The organism is Buttiauxella agrestis ATCC 33320 (genome assembly GCF_000735355.1).
Classification (GTDB): Bacteria; Pseudomonadota; Gammaproteobacteria; order Enterobacterales; family Enterobacteriaceae; genus Buttiauxella; species Buttiauxella agrestis.
Window position 1 is genome coordinate 313,416 of record NZ_JMPI01000030.1, and the last position, 24,104, is coordinate 337,519.

The 24,104-nt window shown below is 48.2% G+C and carries 23 protein-coding genes; 9 read left to right on the forward strand and 14 right to left on the reverse strand.

Features of this window, described 5'->3' with window-relative positions:
- Positions 1-118 precede the first annotated feature (118 nt).
- The 3 genes from GBAG_RS11735 (at position 119) to GBAG_RS11745 (ending at position 4,885) form a co-directional block, all read left to right on the forward strand.
- Positions 119-1,357: an alginate lyase family protein gene (locus tag GBAG_RS11735; protein WP_051873701.1), complete on the forward strand. Its 1,239-nt coding sequence runs from the start codon at positions 119-121 to the stop codon at positions 1,355-1,357.
- A gap of 20 nt (positions 1,358-1,377) precedes the next feature.
- A complete protein-coding gene (locus GBAG_RS11740; RefSeq protein WP_034496122.1) occupies positions 1,378-3,396 on the forward strand; it encodes a heparinase II/III domain-containing protein in 2,019 nt (672 codons plus the stop codon).
- A gap of 145 nt (positions 3,397-3,541) precedes the next feature.
- Complete coding sequence (locus GBAG_RS11745; RefSeq protein WP_034496124.1) at positions 3,542-4,885, forward strand: anaerobic C4-dicarboxylate transporter; 1,344 nt, start codon at positions 3,542-3,544, stop codon at positions 4,883-4,885.
- A gap of 58 nt (positions 4,886-4,943) precedes the next feature.
- Here the strand turns inward: GBAG_RS11745 and GBAG_RS11750 are convergent, their stop codons facing one another.
- Complete coding sequence (locus tag GBAG_RS11750) at positions 4,944-5,195, reverse strand: DUF2766 family protein (protein WP_034496127.1); 252 nt, start codon at positions 5,193-5,195, stop codon at positions 4,944-4,946.
- Between the two features lie 98 nt (positions 5,196-5,293).
- Between GBAG_RS11750 and GBAG_RS11755 the strand changes: the two genes are divergently transcribed.
- A complete protein-coding gene (locus GBAG_RS11755) occupies positions 5,294-5,866 on the forward strand; it encodes a sugar O-acetyltransferase (RefSeq protein ID WP_034496129.1) in 573 nt (190 codons plus the stop codon).
- Between the two features lie 13 nt (positions 5,867-5,879).
- Here GBAG_RS11755 and GBAG_RS11760 read toward each other — a convergent pair whose 3' ends face one another.
- From GBAG_RS11760 to azuC, 6 genes are all read right to left on the reverse strand, one after another.
- Positions 5,880-6,857, reverse strand: coding sequence for an ABC transporter ATP-binding protein (locus GBAG_RS11760; RefSeq protein WP_034496132.1), 978 nt, complete (start codon positions 6,855-6,857; stop codon positions 5,880-5,882).
- Entirely contained in the window at positions 6,844-7,827 is a 984-nt protein-coding gene (locus tag GBAG_RS11765) for an ABC transporter ATP-binding protein (RefSeq protein WP_034496135.1), read from the reverse strand. Before GBAG_RS11765 ends, GBAG_RS11760 begins: the two co-directional genes overlap by 14 nt.
- Complete coding sequence (locus tag GBAG_RS11770; RefSeq protein ID WP_034496137.1) at positions 7,820-8,665, reverse strand: ABC transporter permease; 846 nt, start codon at positions 8,663-8,665, stop codon at positions 7,820-7,822. Before GBAG_RS11770 ends, GBAG_RS11765 begins: the two co-directional genes overlap by 8 nt.
- Before the next feature lie 4 nt (positions 8,666-8,669).
- On the reverse strand, positions 8,670-9,623 hold the full coding sequence (locus GBAG_RS11775) for an ABC transporter permease (protein WP_034496139.1): 954 nt from the start codon (positions 9,621-9,623) through the stop codon (positions 8,670-8,672).
- A gap of 75 nt (positions 9,624-9,698) precedes the next feature.
- Positions 9,699-11,291 (reverse strand): ABC transporter substrate-binding protein, encoded by a 1,593-nt coding sequence (locus GBAG_RS11780; RefSeq protein ID WP_034496141.1) that lies wholly within the window; start codon positions 11,289-11,291, stop codon positions 9,699-9,701.
- Between the two features lie 201 nt (positions 11,292-11,492).
- The gene (azuC, locus tag GBAG_RS22745; RefSeq protein WP_115628089.1) at positions 11,493-11,576 is read right to left on the reverse strand and encodes a stress response protein AzuC; all 84 of its coding nucleotides are present in this window, start codon (positions 11,574-11,576) and stop codon (positions 11,493-11,495) included.
- 216 nt (positions 11,577-11,792) lie between these two features.
- Here azuC and GBAG_RS11785 point away from each other — a divergent pair, with 216 nt between their 5' ends.
- Positions 11,793-13,211, forward strand: coding sequence for an MFS transporter (locus GBAG_RS11785; RefSeq protein ID WP_034496144.1), 1,419 nt, complete (start codon positions 11,793-11,795; stop codon positions 13,209-13,211).
- A 58-nt stretch (positions 13,212-13,269) separates the two neighbouring features.
- Here the strand turns inward: GBAG_RS11785 and GBAG_RS11790 are convergent, their stop codons facing one another.
- Complete coding sequence (locus tag GBAG_RS11790; RefSeq protein WP_034496146.1) at positions 13,270-13,908, reverse strand: RpiB/LacA/LacB family sugar-phosphate isomerase; 639 nt, start codon at positions 13,906-13,908, stop codon at positions 13,270-13,272.
- 161 nt (positions 13,909-14,069) lie between these two features.
- On the reverse strand, positions 14,070-15,224 hold the full coding sequence (locus GBAG_RS11795) for a methyl-accepting chemotaxis protein (protein WP_034496149.1): 1,155 nt from the start codon (positions 15,222-15,224) through the stop codon (positions 14,070-14,072).
- 338 nt (positions 15,225-15,562) lie between these two features.
- On the opposite strand from GBAG_RS11795, the gene yecR reads away from it, so the two are divergent.
- From yecR to galE, 4 genes are all read left to right on the forward strand, one after another.
- Entirely contained in the window at positions 15,563-15,907 is a 345-nt protein-coding gene (yecR, locus tag GBAG_RS11800; protein ID WP_034496151.1) for a YecR family lipoprotein, read from the forward strand.
- A gap of 201 nt (positions 15,908-16,108) precedes the next feature.
- Positions 16,109-16,609, forward strand: a complete 501-nt coding sequence (gene ftnA / locus GBAG_RS11805; protein WP_034496153.1) for a non-heme ferritin — start codon at positions 16,109-16,111, stop codon at positions 16,607-16,609.
- 249 nt (positions 16,610-16,858) lie between these two features.
- The gene (locus tag GBAG_RS11815) at positions 16,859-17,782 is read left to right on the forward strand and encodes a glucosamine inositolphosphorylceramide transferase family protein (protein ID WP_034496158.1); all 924 of its coding nucleotides are present in this window, start codon (positions 16,859-16,861) and stop codon (positions 17,780-17,782) included.
- 88 nt (positions 17,783-17,870) lie between these two features.
- Positions 17,871-18,887: a UDP-glucose 4-epimerase GalE gene (gene galE, locus GBAG_RS11820; protein WP_034496161.1), complete on the forward strand. Its 1,017-nt coding sequence runs from the start codon at positions 17,871-17,873 to the stop codon at positions 18,885-18,887.
- 56 nt (positions 18,888-18,943) lie between these two features.
- Here the strand turns inward: galE and GBAG_RS11825 are convergent, their stop codons facing one another.
- From GBAG_RS11825 to GBAG_RS11845, 5 genes are read right to left on the reverse strand one after another with little or no spacing between them, the layout of a single operon-like run.
- On the reverse strand, positions 18,944-20,338 hold the full coding sequence (locus tag GBAG_RS11825; protein WP_034496164.1) for a DUF4832 domain-containing protein: 1,395 nt from the start codon (positions 20,336-20,338) through the stop codon (positions 18,944-18,946).
- A gap of 31 nt (positions 20,339-20,369) precedes the next feature.
- Positions 20,370-20,777: a hypothetical protein gene (locus GBAG_RS11830; RefSeq protein WP_034496166.1), complete on the reverse strand. Its 408-nt coding sequence runs from the start codon at positions 20,775-20,777 to the stop codon at positions 20,370-20,372.
- A gap of 2 nt (positions 20,778-20,779) precedes the next feature.
- Positions 20,780-21,892, reverse strand: a complete 1,113-nt coding sequence (locus GBAG_RS11835; RefSeq protein ID WP_034496169.1) for a glycosyltransferase family 4 protein — start codon at positions 21,890-21,892, stop codon at positions 20,780-20,782.
- Position 21,893: 1 nt separating this feature from the next.
- A complete protein-coding gene (locus tag GBAG_RS11840) occupies positions 21,894-23,105 on the reverse strand; it encodes a glycosyltransferase family 4 protein (protein ID WP_034496171.1) in 1,212 nt (403 codons plus the stop codon).
- 9 nt (positions 23,106-23,114) lie between these two features.
- Positions 23,115-24,104 carry a glycosyltransferase family 2 protein gene (locus GBAG_RS11845; protein ID WP_034496173.1) on the reverse strand — a complete coding sequence of 330 codons (990 nt, stop codon included), beginning with the start codon at positions 24,102-24,104 and terminating at the stop codon, positions 23,115-23,117.

Here is a 24,104-nt window from a genome sequence, read left to right on the forward strand (position 1 = left end):
GGCAACATCAATAATATTATTTCCACTCTCACAATTGATGAATACGAATAACACCGACAATTAATAAGGTGATGGCTTTTATCACCCTAAATTCATTCTGCCGATGGACGGAGAAAATATGTGCCCGAGCAAACCCACTTTATTGTCCTGCCTGTCATTAATTTCACTGGCGGTTGCAGGAGTATTAACGACTTCACCGTTGTATGCCGCCGATGCGCATCCGCTGCAAATAAAACTGGATGATTTACGCTACAGCCAACAACAAGTAAAAGCACAAAATCCGCAGTTTATCGGCGCATATCAAAAACTGATTGCCGGAGCGGATAAAGCGCTAACCAAGCCGCTGTACTCCGTGATGGATAAAACCCTCACCGCCGCCAGCGGGGATAAGCATGATTACTACAGTTTCCCGCCTTACTGGTGGCCGGACCCAACGACCAAAGATGGGCTGCCGTATATTCGCAAAGATGGCCAGACAAACCCTGATGCCAACAGTGATGCCACAGACAAAAAACGCCTGGTCAACATGAGCAATGATGTCTGGACGCTGGCGCTGGCGTGGCAATTTACTCAAAACCCGGCCTACGCTGAAAAAGCCCGCGATCAGCTTTTGAACTGGTTTGTGAAATCCGAAACACGCATGAACCCGAATCTGCAACATGCGCAGTCAATTCCAGGCATTAACGATGGACGAGGAATCGGCCTGATTGATAGTCGCGCGCTGGTGGAAGTGATTGATGCTGTTGAATTGTTACGCCCGGCTAATGTTCTAAGCGACGATGACTACGGGCAGATAAAACAATGGTATGGCGATTTTTATCACTGGATGACCACCAGCCAGAACGGTTTTGAAGAGGACAACTGGCACAACAACCACGGCACTTATTTTGATTTACAGGCCGCGTCATTTGCCCTGTTTAGTGGCGATGTGCTGGCGGCTAAAAAACGGCTGCAAATCACGCAACTGCGCCGCATCCCCTCTCATTTTGATAAAGAAGGCCGCCAGATGGCGGAAATTGAGCGCACTCGCCCCTGGCATTACAGCAATTTCCACCTCGAGGCTTACAACAAGCTGGGGCGTTTAGGGGAAGTGACCGGGGTTGATGTGTGGAATTTCAACCTTGACGATCACAGCCTGCGCAAGGGTTATACCTACGTCGCGCACTTCGTGAATAGCAATGAAACCTGGCCATGGAAGGATATTGATAAAATGGATGATAAAAAAGCGTTGGTGAATATGGTGAGCGCCGCTCGCGCGTGGCCAGACGACAAGCTGTTTACTGAAAAAGCGGAGTGGTTAATGGCGAAATATCCGGACGATATTTCTCATCTTATTACCCCGTTAAAACAACACTGAATGAGAATAAGGATCGAGCGATGAAGCAGTTCACCACGCAACAACTTATTCTTCTTCGGCAACGGATTAAACAGCAGCCAGCAATTATTGAACAATTGATTACCGATAATTCGGTGGTACTCAACAACCCGTTGCACGTGCCTGAAACGGCGCTGGCAACGTGGAATCTCTATTATTACTGCCCCGACCACGGGGTCAGGCTGATGTGGGACAGACACTCCCCAGCCTCTCATCGCTGCCCGGTAGACGGGCGGCAGTTTAGCGGTGAGCCTTACGACGGCGCATGGTGGCGCGAGCTAAATGGGCTGAATGCCAAAGCCTGCCACCAGCTTGGTGTGTTATGGCAATTAACCGGCGAGCAGATTTATTTCGAGAAAGTCCGTGATTTGCTGATGCGCTATGCGGAGTTTTATCCGGGCTATGCCATTCACGGTGATATTCCTTATAACGGGCCGGGGAAAATGAACGCCCAGACGCTGTGCGAAGCCAACTGCCTGCTGGATTTCACCCTCGGGTTTGATTGCATCGCGCAAGCACTGACCGCAGAGCAACGTGAATACATCATCACGCGCCTGCTGCGAGAAGGTGCGCAATTTTTGATGGCTCACCGCACTGCGCAATTACATAACCATGAGGTCAAAATCGGCTGCGCAGTGGGTGTGATGGGCCTGGTTCTGGAAGATGATTCGCTGCTGGAGTTTGCGGTAAACCAGCCTTACGGGCTGCGTTATCAACTCGAACACGGTCTGTTTGAAGAAGGGTTGTGGTTTGAAGGCTCGGTTCATTACCATTTCTACGCCCTGCAAGGTTTTCTGGCGTTTGAAAAGCTGGCGATGGGCACACGCTGGAGCCTGCTTGATGAAGCCTATTATAAAAAGATGCTCAGTTTCCCACTGACGTTGTTGATGCCAGACGGCACCTTCCCGCGCATCAATGATTGTATCTACGGCCAGGAAAAACTCGATCACGGCCATCTTTATGAATTTGCGTGGTATTACTACCAGGATAGCCAATATGCCGCCGCGTTAAAGGCGATTAATCAGCATCATCCGCGCCTGAATCTGGATGCATTTCTCTACACAAGGCCACTGCCAGAACAGGTTCCGGAGTTGATCCCCACCGGGCATTTACATGCCCCGGATTGCGGCCTGACCCTCTGGCGCAACGCAGCAAAGCAGCGTGCGCTGCTGGTGAAACATACGCCTTACGGTGGCGAACATGACCACTACGATCGCCTGAATCTTGTGCTGTTTAATGGTGCTAAAGAAATCTTACCCGACCTGGGAACGACCGGTTACGGCGCGCCAATGCATTATGCGTATTACAAAAACAGCGCCACGCACAATACGATTACCGTTAACCAGACGAACCAACCGCCTGCGATTCCCGTGGTGCGCCAGTACCATGAAAGCGAGGCGTTTTGCTGGCTCGATACGGAAGTGGACTGGCGGCAAACCCCACCGGAACTGGATAGCCATACGCGCGTGCAGTGGGACAGCGATGCCTGGCGCGATGTGCGTTTCCGTCGCCGTTTGCTGTGGCTGGACAACGCCCTGATTGACATCAGTAACGTGCAAAATCCGCATCGCCAGCAGATTGACTGGACACTTCATCTTCATGGCAAAGCGCTTGATGTCGAAGGTGAACTGGCGACATTCAGCCACACCGGGCCGCTTGCGATCATGCAGGATGCGCATTGCGCTCAACTGACTAATAGCCAGCCGCGCAATTTTGGTACGGCACTGAATGGACAGGCGTTGTGGCTCCACGGGCAGGCCGAACTCTGGCAAGGCAAGGCTCCTGATAATCCGGCTATTGAGGATCTAAGTTATCTGGTATTGCGCAGCGCTGAAAAAAGCCCTGAATTTGTCTGCGCGTGGGATTTTGACAATCAGCAGCCGATCACCGATATGCAGGTCATGCCGGATGGTGAAGGCATGCGCATCGCACTTAAGCGTGGTGAAAATGTGCTGGTGATTGATATTGCTGACGACGACACAAAACTTCCTCGCCTCCAACGTTCACACTGCCCGCTATAAACCGCCACTCCGCCTCCGGGCGGGGTGTTAATAAAATGTTATTAAGCACCTGTTTTCATTGAATTTTAACAAACAAGATCTATGTCTCAATGGTAATCCTTACATTCTGTAATGCTAATTGCATGTAAAACTCCAAGGGATTGCCATGATTACCATTGAATTTATTGTCATCATTTTATGCTTGCTGGTAGGGACGCGTTTTGGCGGGATGGGCCTGGGTTTAATCAGCGGTATCGGACTGTTTATCCTCACGTTTATCTTCGGTCTTGAACCTGGCAAACCGCCGGTTGATGTCATGCTCACCATTCTGGCGGTGATTGGTTGCGCAGCGACATTACAAACGGCTGGCGGATTGAACGTCATGATGCAGTTCGCCGAACGGTTGCTGCGTAAACACCCACAGCACATTACTCTGCTCGCTCCGTTCACCACCTGGATGCTGACGTTCCTGTGCGGAACCGGGCATGTGGTGTACACCATGTTCCCGATTATCGCCGATATCGCGCTCAAAAAAGGTATTCGCCCGGAGCGCCCAATGGCGGTCGCGTCGATTGCTTCGCAAATGGCGATTACGGCCTCTCCGGTTTCGGTGGCGGTGGTTTCGCTGATTTCTATTCTGGCAGCTAATCACGGCATCGGGCGCGCGTGGGGCATTCTCGATATTCTTTGTATTTCAGTGCCCGCCTCTTTATTTGGCGTGTTGATTGCCGCGCTGTGGAGTTTACGCCGCGGTAAAGATTTGAAAGACGACAAAGAGTTCCAGGAAAAGCTCAAAGATCCCAAACAGCGTGAGTTTATCTACGGCAGCAGCGAAACGCTGATGAATCAGGTGTTCCCAAAACAGGCCTACTGGTCAACGTGGATTTTCTTCGCCGGGATTTTAGTGGTGGTGTTATTAGGGGCAATTCCCGCCCTGCGCCCGGCGTTTGATATCAAAGGTGCGCTCAAGCCTTTATCCATGAATCTGGTTATCCAGATGATGATGTTGATTGCCGGTGCCGTGATGCTAATGGTGTGCAAAGTGAATGCTTCGGCAATCTCTAACGGCGCGGTGTTTAAAGCCGGGATGGTGGCGATTTTCTCGGTATTCGGCGTGGCATGGATGAGCGATACTTTCTTCCAGGCGCATCTGGAAGAGTTGAAAATGGCGCTGGAAGGCGTGGTGAAAAGTCACCCGTGGACGTATGCCATCGTGCTGTTTTTGGTCTCGAAACTGGTGAATAGCCAGGCCGCAGCATTAACCGCTGTCGCACCAATGGGGTTGATGTTAGGCGTTGAACCGAAAATGCTGATTGCCTTCTTCCCGGCGTCGTACGGTTATTTTGTTCTGCCGACTTACCCGAGCGATTTGGCGTGTATTGGTTTTGACCGTTCAGGCACCACGAAAATAGGTAAATTCATCATTAATCATAGTTTCATTTTGCCAGGTTTGATTGGCGTGAGCTGTGCGTGTGCGGCAAGTTATTTGTTGGTGATGACGTTCTTCTAAGCCAATGATGTAAATGGTGGATGGCGCTAAACGCTTATCCACCCTACAACTTCGGAAATTAATGCGCTTCGTTTTGCGGCGTGAATTTCAGCTCAATCAAAGAAATGGCTTTTTGAATCGCGCGGCGGGTCACTGGATCTGCCGCTGCCGGGTGGGTAGCGAAATCAATCGTTTTTAACTGGTTCGCCATTTTTTCACGTACTTCTACCGGCGCAATCACATCAATCACATCCAGAATTTGCTTAATCACTAACTGGCACGCCACGACATCGGAAACCAGTTCCTGATCGGCAGATAATTGTTCAGACATTATTTCTCTCCTGTTTCGCAATGGGCGTCATAGTACATTTCTGTGCGCGGGAACGGTATCAGTAATAGAATATTGCCAGAAAATATAGGGGTTAAATAATGACTGAACATGAGAAATTGCTGGCGGGACTGAGCTATAACACGCGCGATCCCGAACTGCTCGGGATGTACCACAGCGCTCGAGCCATCACCAAAAAACTCACACAACTGGATTCCCACGACTTTGACACCAAACTTTCGCTGCTGCGTGAAATGCTCGGTGGGTTTGGCGATGAAAGCTGGATAGAACTGCCTTTCTGGTGTGATTACGGCAAGCATGTCACCATCGGTCGCAACTGCTTTATCAATACCAACGTTGTGTTTCTGGACTGCAATACCATCACGATTGGCGATAACACGCTGGTGGGGCCAAATGTTCAGTTTTATACGCCGGTACATCCGTTATCAGCCAAAGAGCGCCTGACGGGAAACCCGGATTATCCATTCCTGACCAGCGCCAAACCGATAGTGGTGGGCAGCAATGTGTGGATTGGTGGCAATGCGATTATTTTACCTGGCGTGACGATTGGTGATAACACCACCATCGCGGCTGGCAGTATCGTCAGTAAAGATATTCCGGCGGGAGTTCTGGCGATGGGCCAGCCGTGCAAAGTGGTACGGGAGCTGGAATAAGCTCCCGCCGTTGTTACTGTGCTTCAAACAGCCAACACGCCACCCGATGTCCAGGTGAAATTTCCTGCATGACCGGCGCCTGGCTGTGGCATTTCTCCATCGCCCGTGGGCAGCGGTTGCAAAACTTGCAGCCCGGCCAGTCGTTCATCGCACCAGGTAATTCGCCTTTAATGCCACCCTGGTCGAGCATTTGTACATGCGGATCGGCTACCGGAATAGAAGCCAGCAACGCCCGGGTATACGGGTGCGCCGGCGCGGTGTAAAGCGTTTCAGCGGGCGCTTCTTCAACCAGTGAACCGAGATACATCACGCCGATACGGTCAGAAATATGGCGCACCATGGATAAGTCGTGTGCGATAAACAGATAAGTCAGCCCAAATGCCTGCTGCAAATCCTGCAAAATATTCACGACTTGTGCCTGCACCGAAACATCCAGCGCCGAGAGCGGTTCATCGCACAACACAAATTCCGGGTTAACCGAAAGCGCACGCGCAATGCTAATACGCTGGCGCTGACCGCCGCTGAATTCATGCGGGAAGCGGTTCAAATGCTCCCGTTTCAGCCCGACTTTTTCCAGTAGCTCGAGCGTGCGTTCTGCGCGCTGTTCTTTGCCATAACCGTGGATTTTCATCGGTTCGGCAATTAACTGCGCGACGGTCATCCCTGGGTTCAGCGACGAATAAGGGTCCTGAAAAATAGCCTGCATGCGGCGGCGCAACGGCTTGAGTTGTTTGTCGCTCATGTGGGCGATGTCCTGCCCGGCAAACTCTATTTCACCGTCGGTGATATCAAACAGGCGTAACACGCTGCGGCCAAGTGTTGATTTCCCACAACCCGATTCGCCCACCAGCCCGTAGGTTTCGCCGGGATAAATGTCAAAACTCACGCCATCCACCGCTTTAACCGGGGGCGTTTTGTTAAACCATCCCTGCTGGCTATGGAAGTATTTGCGCAGTCCTTTCACTCGGACCAATGGCTTAACGTCCTGCATGCTTCACCTCCGAATCCCATAACCAACACATCGCCTGATGATCTTCTTTGATTTGATACATCGGCGGCAGGCTGCTGCAACGTTCCATTCGCTGCGGGCAGCGCTCGGCAAACGGGCAGCCTGGCGGCGGGTTGAGTAAGCCTGGAGGCGAGCCTTCGATAGGCGACAAACGTGCGCCCGCATCTCCCTGCCGTGGCAACGAAGCGAGTAATCCGCGAGTGTAAGGATGCGCCGGGCGATAGAAAATATCTTCCACACTTCCCTGCTCCATCACCAATCCGCCGTACATCACCACCACACGGGAACTGACCTGCGCGACGACGCCGAGATCGTGCGTGATCAACATGATGGCGGTGTCGGTTTGCTGTTGAAGCTGTTTAAGCAGCCGTAAAATTTGCGCCTGAATGGTCACATCCAGTGCGGTGGTCGGTTCATCAGCAATCAGTAGCTTCGGGTGGCAGGACAGCGCGATGGCGATCATCACGCGTTGACGCATACCGCCGCTAAACTCGTGGGGATATTGGTGATAACGCTGCTCTGCGTTGCCAATTCCGACCTGTTGCAGCATGGCAATAGATTTCTCTTTTGCCGCTTTTTTGCCCAGATTCTGATTACGAATCAGAATTTCGCTCATCTGTTTGCCAATCGTCAGCACCGGATTGAGCGCGGTCATCGGGTCCTGGAAAATCATCGCGATATCATTCCCGCGAATATGGCGCATTTGCTCCGGTGTTTTCCGGGCCAGATCTTCGCCCATAAAATGCACGTGCCCGCCAACCACTTTGCCGTTGCTTCCCAGCAATTTGAGCACTGATTTACAGGTGACGCTTTTGCCACAGCCCGATTCACCGACGATGCCCACCACTTCGCCGCGTTTTACCGCAAAGCTGACGCCGCGCACCGCTTTAACTTCACCTTCGCGGGTGAAGAATGAGGTTTGCAGATTGTCGAGTTCCAGTAAGTTATTCATCGCGGTTCGCTCCCGGCTCGAAAGCGGTACGTAACACATCGCCCAGCACGTTAAAACTCAATACCGTCAGTAAAATCAGCACGCCTGGGAACATCGCCAGCCACGTCGCTTCGCCAATAAAAGATTGTGCGTTGTTGAGCATACTGCCCCATGACGCATTCGGCTGCTGGACGCCAAGGCCGAGGAAGCTCAACGTCGATTCCATCAGGATTGCCGAGGCAATATTCAGCGTCGCCGCCACCATAATGGTCGGCAAAATATTCGGGATAACATGGCGGGCAATGATAATTAACGGGTGTTCACCGCAGGCGCGGGCATACACCACGTATTCACGCTCTTTCACAGATAAGGTTTCTGCGCGCACAAGACGCGACATACTCATCCACGTCAATGCACTGATAATCATGATGATGTTCGCGATCCCCGGCTTCAAATAAGCATTCAAAACCAGCAGCAGGAAGAACGCGGGAATCGACATCAGCACATCGACTACACGCATCATGATGTTGTCGATTCGCCCGCCAAAATAGCCGCTCACGGTGCCGACCAGCGTACCAATCAGCGTTGAAAATACCATCGACAGGAAACCGACCATTAAGGAGATCTGGCCGCCGTACAGGGCGCGAGTAAAATAGTCGCGCCCGTAGTCATCTGTACCGAACCAGTGCGTCGCATCCGGCGCTAACAACCTTGCGGTAAGCGACATCTGATTGGGGTCAAAAGGACTGAGTGCGGCCAGCAATGCCGCAATGCTGAAAACGATCAGAACCAGTAATGAGAATTGAGCTGGACGATTACGTTTCAGGCCGTGTTTAACTTGTTGCCAACGTCTACTCATCGTCTTACCTCAAGGCCTTAATGCGCGGATCGGCCACGCGATATAACAAATCTGCCACTAAATTACCGACGATAATCATCGTCGAAGAAAGCATGATCATCGCCATGATCAGTGGGTAATCCAGCGAGGTTATCGACTGAATCCCTAACAGACCCATCCCCGGCCATGAGAAGACGCTTTCTGTTACGTAAGCCCCAACCACCAGCTCGCCAAACGAAATACCAAACAACGTAATAACCGGCAGGAGGACGTTTTTCAGCACGTGGCGGAACAAGATTGAGCGTCGCGTGGCGCCATACGCCAACTGGGTTTGCACGTAATCAGCCGATAATTGAGTGATGGTGTTGGAGCGGATGTAACGCACGTAAGTGGAGAGGTTATAAAAGCTCAGGGCGATACACGGCAAAATGGCGTGGCGCACCACATCCAACCAGGAGTCTTCCGCACCGATGGTGCGCATTCCCATGCTGGGCAGCCAGTTCAACTGCACGGAAAATACGGTGATGAGCAAAATGCCGAACCAGAAAATCGGCACCGAAATACCAATGTAGGCAAACATATTCAGGAAGTGATCGAGCCAGCGGTGCTTGTACGCTCCCGCCAGTAACCCCAATGGGATCGCCAGTATCATCGCCATAATCAGCGATGCGCCCATTAAACCAAGCGTGGCCGGAATGCGCTCGGCAATCATGGTTAATACCGGACGATGGTAAATCAGCGAATAGCCTAAATCCCCATGCAGGACATTTTTGAGCCATAGCAGATATTGCATAAATAGCGGTTTATCAAGCCCGAGGCTCTGGCGGATACGCTCGATATCCTCCGGGTTCATACGCGGCGTGATATAGGCCTGAACCGGGTCTCCAGGTGCTAGTTTAACCAGCAAAAACGACACCAGCGAAATGAAGAACAACATCGGCACTAATTGCGCCAGGCGTCGGACTAAAACATTATTCATACTGCTTTCCAGGTTTTATCAAAAACAAAAACCCCGGCACGGGATAAACCGAACGCCGGGGAATCAGTTTGTTTCTTATTGTTGATAGATTTTTGACAGGTCCTGGAACATGTAAACAGGCTTAGGTTCCGCCTCTTTGGTTCCGGCAAAACGCTTATCTACTGCAACAACCGCGTTGGTATAAGCAATCGGATACCATGCCATGTCGTTAGCAACGGTCTGCTGGATTTGTTTATAAATCTCAGCGCGTTTCGTTTTGTCGGTTTCAGTCGCGCCCTGGTTCCACAACGCATCGAGCGCCGGGTTCTTATAATGCGCGTAGTTATAGGCTTCGTTGCTCATATACAGAGACTTATAACCGTCAGGTTCCATCCCCATAATGTAGCCGCCCAAACTCAGCTCATAATCGGTGTTTTTCATATCCAGGCTGCGTTGGGACATCGCGTTAGCATCGAGCGGCATCAGCTCAACCGCAATATCGACGTTTTTCAGCTGCTGCTGAATATACAGCCCCATGCTTTCCTGGGTTTTATTGCTGTTGATATAAGCCAGACGCAATTTCAGATTGGCCGGTGCGCCCGCTTCTTTAAGCAACGCTTTGGCTTTTTCAGCATCGAACTTATAGGGTTCAACATCGTTGGTTTGATACAGCGTATCTGGCGTCAGAATAGAAGCAGCCGGTTGCGCGTAGTCGAGCGAAGAAAATGCCGCCTGCACCAGTTCGTCTTTATTGATGGCATAAGCAATGGCCTGACGTAGCGCCTTGTTCTTCATGCTGTCGATGTTCTGGTTAAACGTCATGTACGCCAGACGCCCTTCCGGATAAATCACGAAATCAAATTTCCCGGTGGTTTTCAGGCGAGTGACATCCTGCGGATCAATCATCTTCATGTTGATTTCGCCATTTTGCAGCGCAAGATTGGCGGAGTTGCTGTCTTTAGCGAAACGGTAAGTCACGGCATCTAGTTTTGGTTTACCGTTCCAGTAATCGTCAAAACGCGTCAGCGCATAATATTGCCCGGCGCGATATTCTTTGAATTTAAAGGGACCTGAACCGACGGGAGCATCGTTTTTAGCGCTCTTTTCCAGGTCGCCATTTTCGCTGGCAAATACATGCTGCGGGATCGGGTAAATTTGAACCAGGGTGCCGACAAACGCCGCGCTCACCTGTGGCAGCGTGAATTTAACGGTCTGGTCATCAATTTTGCTGACCTGAATAGGTTTGCCACCATAAACAAACATGCTGCGGAAGAAACTGTGCTGCTTCTCATCCAGCAATTTGTTGAAGGTAAAGACGACGTCATCAGCTGTAATGGCTTTGCCATCCTGCCACTTCAGATTCGGTTTGAGTTTTAAAACGTATGAGAGGTTGTCTTCTGAAGGTGTCAGGCTTTCAGCCAGGCCCCATTCAATTTTGTCACCGTTGAAGCTATAAAGCGGCGCATACAGCGCTTGCATAATCGTCAGCGTAGTGCGGTCGCTGGCGTACAACGGGTTCATGGCTAACGGGTCACCGGTGGTTACGCCAACAATTAAATTGCCGCCATCCTGGGCTGCTTGTTTTGCTGGGGCAGGACTCGCCGCAGTTTCGGTTTTCGCATCATCACAGCCAGAAAGGGCCAGGGCCAAAGAGGCAAACAGCGCAGATAACAACAGGGGTTTACGCATTTATTCACGGACTCCGTCTCAATTAGAGACCGCATAGTGCACCAGCCATACCCACAATGTAAATAAGTGTAAAACGCATAACGTTATGCGAAAAAGTGCTAAAGCAAAAAATGTGGATATAACGCGAGCAACTGACATTTAAAAGCCAAATTTCAGGCATAAAAAAACCTGCCGCAGCAGGTTTTTCTTCAGGCTGACAAATCAGAACATGCCAGCTGGCGGTACATCTTTAAAGGTCTTGCAGTATTGTTCAAACATGCTTTTCAGGATTTTGCGCATTTTCATTGTGTGCTCCAGTTTTTTTGTTTTGCAGATGTTGCTCGTTATGCGGCTAATAATATGACATCCGTCACACAAATCAATAGTTTTGTGATGCACATCACACATTTTTCTTGTGGATTTTACAACTCCGTCACATGAAATGGCTTGCAAATCCAACACTTAACTGGTTAATTGGCTCAATTAATTTTTAAAACATTATTTTAATTTTGAGTTTTACTCATGACTAACTCCCCTTCTCCGGCATCTAAACGTGGCATTTCAGGTATGGCACTGTTGGTTGCTGGCGCATTTTTCATGGAATTTCTCGACGGAACCGTCATTGCTACCGCGCTACCCGAAATGGCAAAAACATTTGGGGTGGATGCCGTCGATCTCAACATCGGCATGAGCGCCTATTTGCTGACGCTGGCGGTGTTGATTCCAGCCAGCGGCTGGATTGCTGACCGGTTCGGCGCACGCAAAATATTCACGCTCGCGCTGGGTATTTTCACCTTTGCCTCGGTGCTGTGCGGCATCGCCAATACGCTCGAGCAGTTTGTTGCCATGCGTATTTTACAGGGCGTTGGCGGCGCGTTGATGGTGCCTGTCGGGCGACTTGCCGTATTGCGCACAACTCCCAAGCATTTGTTGATAACCGCGATTGCCACATTAACGTGGCCCGCGCTGGTGGCTCCGATCATTGGCCCGCCGCTCGGGGGGGTCATCACCAGTTATGCGTCGTGGCGCTGGATTTTCTATATCAACCTGCCGCTGGGGTTAATCGCGATGGCACTGGCATGGCGGTTGATTCCTGATATCCATGATGACTCCCGCCGTCCGTTTGACAGCATCGGTTTTGCCAGTACCGCCATTGCCATGATTAGCCTGGTGTACGGGCTGGAAATGCTCGGACAATCGCAAGTCAATGTGCTGCCAACGGTGAGTATTCTGATGGTGGGTACGGCGGCACTTTGGTTCTCGCTCAGGCATTTTAAACGCGCAGAACACCCGATGATTCGCCTGGAAGCATTAAAGGTACAAACTTTTGGCGTGACGATGTACGGCGGTTCACTGTTCCGAACCTCCATCAGTGCGGTGCCGTTTTTGCTGCCGCTGCTGTTTCAGGTTGGCTTTGGGATGGACGCGTTCCATTCAGGTTTACTGGTTTTAGCGGTATTTGCCGGGAACCTCGCGATGAAACCGGCAACCACACCGTTGATACGCGCGTTAGGCTTTAAAAAGCTGCTGATAATTAATGGATTGCTGAACGTCGCTTCTTTGCTGGCTTGTGCCTTTCTCACCCCAGACACCGCCGCATGGCTGACGATGGCGATACTGTTTTTTGGCGGTATGTTCCGTTCAATGCAATTTACCGGAATCAGCACCCTCGCCTTTTCCGATGTGCCGTCCGCGCAAATGAGTTATGCCAATACGTTATTCAGCACGGCAACGCAGCTTTCTGTGGGGTTGGGAATTACGCTTGGCGCAATTGGAATTCGGTTGGGGGAAAAATTCAGTCAGTGGCTGGATATTACCCATATTCCTGGGTTTTCAATCAAGATTTCGTTTGTGATGATCACGTTAATTTGCCTGCTTGGGCTGGTTGATTTGCTGCGTTTACCCCGTGATGCAGGAAGTAGCGTGTCTAAAAAGCAGTGAGTGAAAGTACAAAAAATCAAGGCCAGCAGAAGCTGGCCTTATGTATTTTCAGAAATGATTAAGCAAGGATTTCGCGAACGAATGCTTCAATTTCTTTGTTCTGGCAATTCTCGAAGAAACACTGCTGGAAACGTTCACCGGACACAGCGGTTTTCACCAGTTCTGGGTCGATAGCACGCAGCGTATCCAGATAGTTTTCTTTCACAACAGCGGCTTTAACCTGGTTCAGGATACCGGCGTTACGAACCTGCGGCTCTTTACGCTCAATTGGGTAGCCTTCGCCTTTACGGCCTGTGAACGCTTTTTCGAACATATAGCGTACGTTCAGTTCTGCACCCCAGCCAAACCCTTTCGCGAATGCCAGAGACAGCGCATTACCGTTGTTGATTTGAGAGAACAGGAACGCATCGGCTGGATCCAGGCAGTAGCCACACACCACACCTGGGTGGATGTTCAGGGACATCATTGCGCCCTGGCCTGTGCCACAACCGGTTACGACAAAATCAACCGCTTTAGAGTTCAACAGAATGCTGGCCATAATACCGAGGTGGATGTAAGTCAGGTGGTGATCCTGCTCATCGCTCATGCCTACGTTGTAAACCGGGTACTCTTTTTCAGCAGCAACCGCATTCAACTCATTAAGAATGATGGCGTTTTTTCCAGCCTGACTGTTTTCCATCATCAGTGCTATTTTCATTTCCGTCTCCTGATTGGGTCACGGGATTTCCCGCGGTGAATAGCTTGGTATGCAGTAACGATACTATCTAGCAAACATACTTTCAAATTTAATGAAATTTTGTTTCAAAAAATAAAGGTGTGCTCACACTTCTGCATTTTGATGATAGCTCAGTCTCCAGATCAGGCCGATTTGGCGATGCGGAACATCGCCACAATGTCATTTAGCTGGTGCGCCTGTTGCTCCAGATCTACCGACGACAACGCTGATTGATGCACCAGACTCACGTTTTGCTGTGTCACCGCATCCATCTGTCGAACGGCAATCCCCACTTGCCCTATGCCTTTGCTCTGTTCCCCCGAGGCATTGGCAATATCGCCCATAATATTGTTCACTTGCATTACAGCATCGAGGATTTCGCCCATTGCTTCGCCGGCCTTTTTCACCTGCTCTGAACCGGTGTAAATGTTATCGACGGACTCTTTAAGTAACGTTTCAATTTCTTTTGCCGCCAGAGCACTGCGCTGTGCGAGATTTCGAACCTCACTGGCCACCACCGCAAATCCCCGTCCTTGCTCACCCGCTCGCGCCGCTTCTACGGCGGCGTTGAGCGCCAGAATATTGGTCTGGAAGGAAATACTATTAATGACCGTGGTGATATCGACAATTTTGTGTGAACTGCTGGTGATGGTTTCCATGGTCGTCATGACTTTTTTCACCGACTCTCCGCCATTGCGTGCGGTTTGAGTGGCGTTTTTTGCAAGATGACTCGCATGGTTGGCATTTTCAGCATTGAGTGTAACGGTGCTGCTTAATTGCTCCATGCTGGCCGTCGTCTCTTCCAGAGCCGCGGCGAGCTGTTCTGAACGAGTGGATAGTTCGCCGTTTACACCAGCAACTTCAGTGGCATTCCCTCGAATGGTATTTGCACTGGTGCGAATATTGGAAACGGCTTTTCCCCAGTTGGATTGCATTTTTTGAATCGGCGAGACCATCAGACCGATACAGTTACTGCCTAAATCCGGTAATTCTGTTTCCAGCTCGCCGCGCGCCAGAATATGCATATGCTCGCGAATGCTCTCGACGGGTTTCACCAGGCAGTGATAAAGGTAACGTTCTGTCACCAGCGTAATAATCACGCTTGCCACGACAGAAGCCCCGAGTAAGAACTGAATAATATCTATCCATTTTGCTTGTGCGGCATTCAGGGCAATGTTTTGCTCAAGATCATTTAAAAACCACAATGCCAGGCCGGAAATAGCCAGCCAGGCAACCGTCGAGAAGATGAGTATCAGTACCACCATGACGCGGATTTTGATATTGCGAATAAAATTCATGTGATGTATTTCCCCGGTGAAAAAATGAAATTAACTTCCTGCATCAGCTGAGATCGCTTCATCGCCGTTTATTCGGTTTTTGTATGACAAACTGAAGTTAAACCATGCATTATCTGTATTGTCGGCACGATTCAGCCAAACTTGATGCCCGCCATGATCAATTTTTAATCAAATCATTAATGTTACTGTTGATTACTATTAATTAGCCTTCTCGCTTTAATTTGCGTTAGGTCTTATTTAATGACGCACCTTAAATGAAATTACCTCGCTTTATACTGATGCTCATTTTCTATTTTTCTGCGTGCTAAAATAATAAAAAATACTCGGGTATCAGCGTGATGAAAATTGTCTATTTAGTATTAGCCACCGTGTTATTAACCGGTTGCACCATCAATAAAACACCGCAACCGGTCAAAGGCAGCGAAGTCGCTGGCGTGGTCCGTCTGGGCTTCGATCTTGCTCCCTTACAAAACGGAAAAGTAGATACTTACATTGCTCAATCAGCGGCCAGCCATCAGTGTCAACAATGGGGCTACGTTTCAGCTTTCCCTTATGGCGAGCCAATCAAAACCTGTAGCGTGCGCAGCGGGGCGCTGTGCCTGAATCAAAAGGTAACGCTTGAATATCAGTGTCACGGAACGGGAATGGAAACGTTCCTCAGAGATGAAATGATTGTTCAGTAATGCATATAAAAGCTTGTCGATAATTATTGGCAAGCTTTAAATAGCAATCATTCTTATTCCATTTCAGGATTGGTATTTAAAAAAGAATAATATTGGCAACCATTCTCATTACGAGAATTTAATTAACATTCTCTTTGCATTATTGAAATAATAAAATTAAAGTAGCCCTATTATTGAGAAGCGAATTCCACGGAGCGTGTCATGTTAAAAGCTGAAATGATCGAAAAACTGAACGAACAAATGAATCTTGAGCTTTACTCTTCCCTGCTTTATCAGCAAATGAGCGCCTGGTGCAGCTATCACAGTTTTGAAGGTGCAGCCGCTTTCCTGCGCCGCCATGCCCAGGAAGAAATGGAGCACATGCAGCGCCTGTTCGCTTATTTAACAGATACCGGAAGCCTGCCGCGTATTAATGCGATTCCAGCACCGGAACACGACTATTCGTCTCTGGATAATCTGTTTAACGCCACATACGAACACGAACAGTTAATTACGCGTAAAATTAACGAACTGGCTCACGCCGCGATGACCTCTCAGGATTATCCAACCTTTAATTTCCTGCAATGGTATGTTTCCGAGCAACACGAAGAAGAGAAGCTGTTTAAATCTGTACTGGATAAATTAAGTCTGGTCGGTAAAAGCGGCGAAGGTCTGTATTTCGTTGATAAAGAACTCTCAACGCTGGATTCTCAGGCTCAGTAAATTGTCATCGGCAGGCCGCCTGGCTTGCCGTTTTTTCTGCCCCAACCTCATCAATTCCTTCCTGTCTGCCCAACGTTTCGTCTACGACTTTTGGTTGATGGCACATCACGTTTGTGCGTCTATACTGCTTTAGCATGGTGGTTATCATTTTCATCTGCCGCCAGGTAAGTGTTTGTTTCTTATTATTATAAATAAAAATCCCGCTGTTTTTCTTAATAATAGTGTTAACTAACATGGACACGAAGATAAATGTTAAACACATACAGCATGTTAATTAAGAAGTTATTCTTCCATGAATCATGGGACATCATGATCATTAAAAATAACTCGCATTTGTTCCCTGAAAATACCCTGGATATTTTAAATAATTCTAAAGCACAACTATTACGTAAAAAGTACACCTTCCAGGCTGACCCTTTTATCATTGAAAAAGAGGACAAGCTGTATGTGTTCTATGAGGCGTTCAGCTTTCTTAATTCCAGAGGCATGCTGAAATGCCGTGTTCTGGACAGCAATCTGGGTGAAGTCGAGGATATTAAACTTGAAGGTTTTGACGGATTAAAGTGCCACCTCTCATTTCCCTTCTTGTTTTATCATGAGGGTGAGTTATTTATGATCCCTGAGTCATCGGAACGAAAGGAAGTGATGTTATTCCGATGTACTGAATTCCCTGGGCGCTGGGAGATGATAAAGGTATTAATTTCTGATGCAGAATTCACCGACAATATTTACTTTACGTCAGGTGATAAGAGTTATCTCATTTCTACAACGATGAAAAATGAGATGGTCATTCATACTGCTTGTAGCCTGTTTGGCAAATGGGAGAAAATAACCCCTACTCTTAAATTAAGTAATTATCATCATCGCGGCGCGGGAAAACCGTACTTCGTCAATAACAAAAATTATATCCTGACACAAGAGTGCCATCCCGACTGTTATGGTAAATCCATTTATATCAAAGAGTTAATTGGCATCAGCCCTTTAAATTTTGAAGAAAAACTTGTTGCAAACATCTCCCCTCTTATTAATCAGAGCGCAGGTGTTCATACCCTAAACTTCACCGATAGTTATATCGTTTATGATACTAAAAATTTAATCTTCAGCTTATTATCTCCTCTTAAAAAGATTTCCTATAAATTCCAGGTCAAATTCCGCAAACAGTTTTTTGCCTGAAACTCAAGATGAACAACCTGTTCGTTGCTGGTACACTGGCTCAACTTTAGTGGAGTAACATCGGTAGAAAATCTTATCTGGAGAGACTATGGCTATTCTTGTAACGGGTGGTGCTGGCTATATTGGCTCGCATACTGTTCTGGCATTACTGGAGCGCGGGGACGACGTCATTGTCATCGATAATCTCTCTAACTCCTCTAAAGAATCTTTAGACCGAGTTGCAGAACTTGCCGGGAAAAAACCGACGTTATACGTTGCTGATATTTTAGACAAGAACGTTCTGAAAGAGATTTTTTCTACGCATTCGATAACCGATGTTATCCATTTCGCAGGTTTGAAATCTGTGGGTGAGTCGGTTAAAAAACCACTGGAATATTATGAGAACAATGTCGTTGGGTCGATGGTATTGCTCAATGAGATGTTACTCGCAGGCGTTAATAGCCTGATCTTTAGTTCATCCGCAACCGTTTATGGCAATCCAGAAAGAGTTCCATTGAGCGAAGAATGCCAGACCGGGGGAACCACCAACCCGTACGGTACCTCTAAATTAATGGTTGAGCAGATTTTACGTGATTTCTCTCACGCGCAACCTGATTTCCGCATCACCTGCTTGCGCTATTTCAATCCGGTTGGTGCTCATCCATCAGGGCGAATTGGCGAAGATCCCAACGGTATTCCTAATAACCTGGTGCCATATATTTCCCAGGTCGCCATTGGCAAACTTAATTGCCTGTCCGTGTTTGGGGATGATTACTCCACTCCAGATGGCACCGGCGTGCGCGATTATATCCACGTACAGGATCTTGCAAGTGGCCATCTCGCGGCGCTGGACAATAAATCGCAAGGAGCCGCTTTCAAAGCCATCAACCTAGGAACGGGCGTGGGTTATTCCGTCATTGATCTGATTAAGGCATTTGAAAAAGCCGCTGAAACGACAATTAATTATCAAATCGTTGAGCGTAGAGCGGGCGATGTTGCTGAGTGCTGGTCAGATTCATCTTTAGCGAAGAAAGAGCTGGGATGGCAGGCCACTCATACTCTGGACGAAATGATGCGTGACACCTGGAACTGGCAGAAGAATAACCCTAACGGTTTCAGCTCTTAATTTCATATCTTCACTGTTGCCACCATGAGCCAGAAAACTGGCTCATGGTGTATTAACTACTGAATGTTTATCTTTGATACCCGATACCAGCCGTTACTCTGCTGGCCTTCATTAGCCAGATTAATTCTCGGCTTGCCCTGCCCATCCAACATTGCCACTTCAATATAATATTGCCCGCTTGCTGAGTTTGCTGGAATGGTCAGTTGATAATTTGTGGAATATTCGCCCGGCAACCAGGTGCGAATATCATCTACCGTTTGAACCTGCACAACCACTTTATTCGAGGCATCCACAACACGGTAATTCACGGCATATTTCAGGTAGATTGGCGCCACGCCTTCATTAATCCAGCGGCTATTAAGCGTCAGGCTATTTCCCTTGGCCAATACCGATTCATGGCTCAGTGAGGCTAAGCGGAATCTATAGCCCAGTTTCATCAGCGCGTTATCAACAATATCGCGATAAACTTCCGGCACTGCACGCGACTTTAAATTGATAGTGCTGGCGTGGTTTTCCAGCGCCCAGTCGAATGTGCGTTTTACTTCATCACGCGAGTAATGCTGCTCAGTTTTCCATTCCGGCATATAACCACAAATTTCTAAGCTAACCGGTGCCTTTTTCCAGGCATCGTTAAAACCTGAAAATGCTGCCTGTGCGGCTTCTAAACGCTGGGGATAATCATCTTCCATATGATTCCAGGTGGTTGAGAAATTACGCCAGTCGCCCCAACAATCCGCGCGCCAACCCGCCCCCTGGCGAACCGCACTGGCAAGCGTATCGCCGCCGCTTATTAACATAATTTTGGGTGTTTTCGGAAATGCAGCAAAATGCATTTTGACGTATTTATCTAACTGCGCTGGCGCGTAGCGCTTTAACAATGGCGTCATGGAGGGGAAATTGCTGTTGTGCCACTCCCCCCACGAACCCACCATGCCGATATCCACAAACGCCAGGTTTTCATTTCCGTCGTAACGTTTGCCAAGGGCATTCAGCAATTTCTGGCTATAGGCCAGAAATATTGGGTCATCGAGATTTGGGGCAAAGGTTTTGTGATCGGAAGTCCATTCCCCTTTCACTCCTTTTTGGATAAGCCAGTCTGGAATTTTTGAGCCACTTTCAGGGCCATCGAGCGCCATAAAGCGCAGACCTACGTTCATAGCTGGCTGATGCATCGCCGCAAACTTAAAAGCTTCATCAATGAGCGCAAAATTATACTGCCCTTCCACCGGTTCCAGATCACGCCAATAAAAACGCTCATACTCAAATCCGGTATTGGGATACTGCGCCTGGCTCAACTTCTCACCGTAACCCTCATGAAAGCTGGCAACACCTGTTCCGGGATTGGTTATGGGAACGGTGAGTGCTTTTGGCGTTACGACCGTCATCGGCGCGGCCAAAACAACGCCCGGAAATGCCATGCACATCAACGCAACTAAAGTTTTAATCGTCATAGGGTTTCCGTTTGATTCCAGGCGTTGAAATTTAGTGATTTCTCAGACTGAGCCACCAGTCCCAGATGCCGACGTGAAAATTACGAATAAGATCGATACCCGCCGCAGATTTCAGCATATAGAGCGTCAATAACACGCATAAGGTGGCGAACAATATGCCGAACAGAATCAGGATGGTCACAATAATGCGCACCAAAGTCGATTCTTTACGCGGCCGTTTACGCAAATCTCTGCCCAGTAAAAATACCAGGTAATACCGCGCCCCAAAAAAGGGGAAGCTTTTACGAACATCAATACGGTGACGGGACGCCAGAGTGATGGAAACTATCGCGTCCTCAATTTCTTGCTTTTGTTCCGGCGTCAGTTGTGCCTGGGTTTGCTCATCAAGAACATCATAAAAACGGTCAATAACGAGCGGGCGTCGGGTTGAATTGGTCAAATTTAACCTATTGATTTATCTATTGTATGGTAGACGCTTATGGTTTTTCTGGCAATTTCACGCCAGTCATAAGTTTTCAAAAAATCACTGTAGTCGGCGGTATCGAGAGCTGCTCGGGTGTTAATTTTTTCGGCTAAATCCGCCACATTACCCACGTTAAAATAGGCGTCGCCCGGCAAGGCTACCTCCAGATTAGCAGGGATATCGCTGACTATTGCCGGAAGTGAATAAGACATGGCTTCCAGGAGCGCTATCGGCAAGCCTTCATGATAAGACGGCATGATAAACATTCGGGCCTGTGAAAATACCGCCGCGAGTGCATCACCTTTTAAAAAACCGGTCAAAATAACATTGGGAGTTTTTAGTGCTAATTCCTTCAGGCGCAGACTGTAATCCGAAGGATGATCGGCATCGCCTATTAATACCAACGGAATTGAAACTCCTGATTGATGATAAGCGGTAATTAAATCATGCAGGCCTTTTTCTTCGACAAAACGCCCCACAGCGACAAGATAGTTCTTAGGCTGAAGGTTATAACGCCCTAAAGTCTTGCTGATGGTTTCATCGGATAAAGGCAGCGGTTTATTCACGCCGTTGTAAATCAAATGTGCATCCATCCTGCCATGTTTTTTCTGGATCAATTGGTTGATCACCTCAGAAATGACGATAACTTCACTGGCATATTTAACCGCAAACTTTTCGCCCAGCAGTAAAGCCTGTTTGGCAAGCCCTCCCCATTTCTGGCGTTCATAATCCGGGCCATGATGAGTAAAGACTACTTTTTTACCCAGTAAACGCAATAAAGGGACGACAAGACCAGGACCAATGGCGTGAACATGGACAATATCAGACTTATCAAAACAGGTCTTAAACGCGGCTAAAACTGAATGGGCTATCGCTTCGAGCGAACGTTTTTTCGGCGCCCACAAAGCCAGTGTTTCGATATTTTTATAGCTCGATTGGGTATATCCAACATACGGAGAGCGGGCAATGACACAAATATCAACATCACACTGTTGCTTTATAGCGGGATACATATTTTGGCAATGCGTTTCCACGCCACCTAATACATCAGGAATGCCACGCGTACCGATAACGGTTATTTTTTGAGTCATATTATGGCTTGCTCAGTAGTTCTTGATACAGATTGAGAAGCGTGTCCATGTGTTTGCGCAGCGCGTATTTTTCGCATAAACGTTCGCGAGCATTTCGTCCCATAAGATGAGCCTTTTCGGGACGTTGCGCAAAATCATCAAGCACACTGGCTAGCTCCTCGACATTTCCTGGCTCAAATAAAACACCATCCACGCCATCACGTATTTGTTCAGGAATGCCGCCAATTCGCGCACCTATAACCGGGCGAGCAAATGACATCGCCTCAAGTACCGACATGGAGCAATTCTCATAACACTCCGAAGGCACAATAACGGCACGGGCATGTTTAATCAGATGGTCTAAACCTTCACCTTGTTGTACATAGCCAAGGAATTCCGCATTGGGATATTGCTCAATAAGCTGGTTATACAGTGGGCCGTGACCCACTATTTTAAGGGGGATTTTGCTGGCCATTTGCTGATGCGCGCGCAACAAAGATTCCGCACCTTTCTCACGACTTAAACGGCCCACAAACAGCAAGTAGCCTTTATCTGCAATATCTTCCACAGGTAGGCTGTCATCAATACCATTCACGATGACGTCGATACGTGAGTCGGGCAACGTTCGTTTAATAACCCCACGTAAAAACTCACTGGGGGAAACAATCACATCCAGAGCCTGATAATTTTTGGCAATGTATTGCCACGTCGCCTCTAAAGAAAGTAATAAACTCTTCGATGCTGAACCGTCCTGGCAGCGATATCTGAAGGCATTAAATACTGTGCCAGTAATACAGGAATCACAGACTTTTCCATCACGCAGCATCGAATAAGACGGGCAGACAATTTTATAATCGTGAGCCGTTAATACGGTTTTACAGCCAAAATCGCGGGCTACTTTTATTATGGCAGGCGTTAACTGGTGATAAATGTTGTGGAAGTGAACAATATCCGGGCGTTCTGTCTCCAGTAGCTTCTGCATTTTGTTGCAGGCTTCAGCGTTATGAATAAAGTTTACCGCTGTTTTAATTCCGCCCAGTAAGTTATTACCTTTATGATAATCCACATTGCTGACAAAATAGTCTGCGTAATCAGACGGGAAGTTATTCTCGTGTTGCATTGAAAAATCAATGACCTCAACACCGGCTTGTTTGAGCATATTACGTTCTTGAAAATAAACCGTTTCTGCACCACCTTTGATGTAGAAAAATTTATTCACCAGTAGAATTTTCATTATGCCTGCCTATTCATGAATAACTTTGCTATCCGGTGGTGTCATCGGGTCACGCACCGGATGACTTAATCCTTTCAATAGCCCAACAGAAAGCACTGATAAATTGATCACACTTTGAATCCCGCTTTTTAACGATCGATTCTTAAGCGTTTTCAAAATAATAAAGGCTATCAGGGGGAGTAATGCCAGGCCAATAACGTCCAAATCAAACGTCAGGATGGCAATGAATAAAAACAGAAGATAAAGCAGAAATACCACTTCATTTTTGACCATTTTTAACGCATTACGCAGGTAAGGTTTTCCCCACGCACTGCGCAATAATTCACCGGGCGCCTGATGATAACCGCTGCGCCAGCGGTACTTCAGCAGTTTAAAGGTCGGCATGTTGTGCGAGGTGTGGCTGAAATAAGGGATATCCAGACGATGTAGCTTGTATCCGGCATCAAGCAAACGCATACCGAGTTCCGCCTCTTCATAGGCGTGGAGGTTACGATTTGTCAGATAACCAATTTTTTCAATGGCGGAGCGGCGATATAAGCCGCCGCCACCCAGATGATCACTATCCCCAACCGGATATATTTTATGCAACCGCTGCTTACGCGATTTAAATTCATAATTTGTCGCATCATCCATTTCAACCGTACCCGCAACACCCGCATATTCTGGATGCTCAGTCAGGAAGGCAACGGCGTTATCAATAAAACCCTTTTCCAGTTCCATATCACCGTCCATCAGCAATAGAAACTCACCTTCGCTGTACAGATAACCTAATTGATGACCCACACCACAGCAACGGTCGGAAGGCTGAGTCAGTGAGACAACGGTAACGCCTTTGTCACTGGCAAGTTGCTGGGTGTTATCGGTCGATAAGCTATCGGCAACAATGATTTTATGCGGGTAATCAGTAAGTTGCTGCCGAATGCTATCAATAGTTTTTTCGATACATTCCGCTTCGTTGAGCGTTTTGATGCTGACGGAGATAAAGGGTTTATTAATCAT